Origin of the sequence: Paramuribaculum intestinale (assembly GCF_003024925.1) — a bacterium.
GTDB lineage: Bacteria > Bacteroidota > Bacteroidia > Bacteroidales > Muribaculaceae > Paramuribaculum > Paramuribaculum intestinale.
On the sequence record NZ_PUED01000223.1, the window covers coordinates 1 to 3301 of the forward strand.

General features: G+C 42.0%; 3 protein-coding genes. All 3 read left to right on the forward strand.

Translation table 11 applies throughout. The annotated features are described in order from the left end of the window. The first annotated feature begins 307 nt into the window (after positions 1–307). The 3 genes from C5O24_RS11865 (at position 308) to C5O24_RS11870 (ending at position 2520) form a co-directional block, all read left to right on the forward strand. Complete coding sequence (locus C5O24_RS11865; protein ID WP_107036475.1) at positions 308–1555, forward strand: tyrosine-type recombinase/integrase; 1248 nt, start codon at positions 308–310, stop codon at positions 1553–1555. 270 nt (positions 1556–1825) lie between these two features. Further along, positions 1826–1984, forward strand: coding sequence for a hypothetical protein (locus C5O24_RS14260; RefSeq protein WP_164913280.1), 159 nt, complete (start codon positions 1826–1828; stop codon positions 1982–1984). A 2-nt stretch (positions 1985–1986) separates the two neighbouring features. Beyond that, on the forward strand, positions 1987–2520 hold the full coding sequence (locus C5O24_RS11870) for a GNAT family N-acetyltransferase (RefSeq protein ID WP_107036474.1): 534 nt from the start codon (positions 1987–1989) through the stop codon (positions 2518–2520). Positions 2521–3301 lie beyond the last annotated feature (781 nt).

The window sequence follows — 3301 nt, forward strand, 5'->3', positions numbered from 1 at the left end:
ATCTACTAATAGGCCAACGAGTTACGATGGGGAGCACAGAAAAAGGGAGCCGATTGCTCTACTCCCCGTTTCAGTACCCGGACCCGGGATAACCATAAGAAAACACATAGAAACACCCACAATTAAATGTAATGATAACCAACAAATTACACCGAATCTCAATTATATTGATTTGCTGATTTTTCTATCTTTTTTGCCAAGTAGTACACTTTTAGTACACGTTGTTTGTTATAGAACTGTTAAAGACTCTTTAACCCAATTTTACCTTTTGCGTTAGTATAGGTAAATTTGTAGAAAAGAAACTATTATGGCAAATATCAAGACTAAGAACAAACAAAACCCGAAACTACAACAAGCCACTTTGAGCGACGGTCGAGCAAGTCTATATCTTGAATTTTATCTCGGTCGTACCGAAACACCTGTTCTTGATGAGGACGGCAATCCGGTATATTATACCGCCGGAGCAATGAAAGGCAAACCTAAGTACAAAATCAAACATGACCGCCGAAAAGAAAATCTCAATCTCTACATTTGGATTGCACCTCGAACCCAACAAGAACGGCTACAAAACAAAAACACACTCGCACTTGCCGAAAAAATAAGGTTTGAGCGAGAGCAACAACTATTGGAGGATAGAGAGGGGTATCGCTTAAAGAAAGAGCGTATCTCAAATTTCCATGATTTCTTTGAGGAATACATAGAAAACTACACTAAGGCTGATAAAAGAATGATACAATTGGCGCATCGTCGTTTTCGTGCCTTTCTCAAAGAAACACCGGCGTATGCTATGTATGACCGAATTATACGTCAACAGCAATTAACCAAGGAGATGATGTTGGCTTTTGTAGAATACCTCAAAGCTCACGGTAAAGGTGAAGGTCCTCAATCAATCTACCAACGTTTCAAAAAGGTTCTCACCAACGCCGTTGAGAAAGATATTCTGCCGAAAAATCCATGCGACGGAATAACAATCAAAGTCGATGAAAAGACGCTTAAAAAGGAAGTGCTTTCGCCGGAAGAAATCAAAAGGCTAATGGAAACGCATTATGCAAATGAAAACCCAGTGATACAACGTGCCTTTCTATTCAGTTTGTTCTGCGGCCTGCGTTGGTGTGATGTAAGCGACATAACATATCGAAATATTGACTATGCAAACAAGTTGCTTATATTTGAGCAGAATAAGACACGCGGACATAGTTCGGCGAGTGGTGTTGTCATTCCCTTAAATGAAGATATACTTTCGTTAGTAGGACAACCCGAAACGACAGATGATAGGGATAATAAGATTTTCCCGTTACCATCTCATACTGCTTGTTTGAAAGCCGTTAAACGTTGGGTGAAAAGAGCCGGGATAGACAAGCACATAACATGGCATTGCGCCCGACATAGTTTCGGCGTTAATCTTCTTAACGGAGGCGCGAACATCAAGATTGTATCAACTCTCTTAGGACACAGTAGCCTCAAACATACTGAAAAATACACTCGTGCGAGTGATGACCTAATGTCGAAAGCAATCAACAGTCTTGGTTCAGTCAACTACTCATCAATGAAATAAATTGCTTTATCTTCTGCACTTTCCGCACTGCCGGAGCGTTATAAGGTTGCGCAAGTGATAATAAAGACTTAACTTTGCATACGAATCGCAGTCATAAATTTATTTTGATTGTGGATTTTAGTGGTGGGACACTGGGAGGGATACCCGGTGTCCTTTTTCCTCTCACAGCATACTTGCAATCAAGGTTGCAAGATTTCTCGACTTAACAACTCTATATATCAGAAATTTGTTGTATCTTTGTAATCTAATAAGCAACAAAGGAGTACAGACATGGCACGACCTATCAAAGAAACCCCCGTATTAAGGGGCAAGGACGCTGAGAATTTCGCCAAGAGAATGGCGAATCCCGCTCCCGTCAGCAAGGCTGAAAAGGAAGCGGCGAGAAAGGCGTATGAGGCGTTCAAAGCCATAAGCACATTCCCGATGTAATTATGGACTTTGACAAATTCACTTTCCGGCAGATAGATGCCGATACACGGATAAAGTCATTCGATTGCGGCGATGCCGATTTGAATGACTTTTTAATTTCCGATGCTGTCAACTACTACAAGTCGATGATGGCGTTGACCTATCTGCTCGAAGATAACGAGGCGGACAAGACCGTTGCTTATTACAGCCTGCTAAACGACAAGATTGTTTTTGACCCCGATGAGAAGAAACTGTGGAACCGTCTTAACCGCCGCGTAGCTAACTCCAAACGGCGCAAGGAATATCCGGCAGTTAAAATCGGTCGTCTTGCCATCTCGAAAGACTATGCCGGAAAGCAGATAGGCAGGGCGATTCTCCTGCAAGTAAAGCATATTTTCGCCACTATGCGCCGAAGTGCTTGCCGTTTCATCACGGTTGACGCATACGCAGCCGCCGTGCCATTCTATGAGAAATGCGGCTTTATGTTCCTCTCCGATAAAGACAAACATTCTCCTACAAGGGCGATGTATTTCGACCTTATCAATTTTCCCGATTGATAAATGGGGGTTGTTGTTTTCATAAGTATATTGGTTCTCGCATTATTTCTAATGCGTTGGATAATGAATCTACTGGCGCAAAAAATTCATTATCCTTGGCTTGTGGTGCTTCTAACACTTATAATCGGAGGCATTATCTTAATTTTAGTGGGATTCATAGCGTTTGCATTTGGATTAGCCGGATATTTTGGTAATGCACTGCCTCCTGCGCAGTGAAATCAACACATCATTTGCAAATTCCGAAAAATTTTCGTAACTTAATATAGCAATCCTGGCAGAGAATTAGCCGATTTCATTCAGCCATTAGTCAATGCAAGTCGCAAGGTGCTGAAAATTTGGATATTCCGTGCCGGGGTTGTAATTTCGTCGCGCAATCAAGGAAACGACCTCCGAAAAGAAAAAGCAGGACGTATGGCGGAATAACACGGACAAAGCCAGACACAGCGAACCATCATGGAAATTTCCTTGTTTGTAGTAACGGAGCATTGGCAGCCGATATGCCGGGAACAATGATTAAAACCGCTACAATGATTATAGCGACATCAGTGCTACCCCCTCTGCCGACTGCACCACTTGCGAAAGCAAGAACCATTGAGAATAGACTTTTATTATATCCGTATATGACGTATATAAAAGCGGCAGTACGAGTGTAAGCCCTGTCAATTGCCTTATATCCCGTGGCAATAACAGGATAAAATCATTTTCAATGATTTTCGCTGTTTTGCAAGGCAAAGAGCAGTTGCCCGATTATTATATTAACGGTAGTCAAGCAGCCTTATCC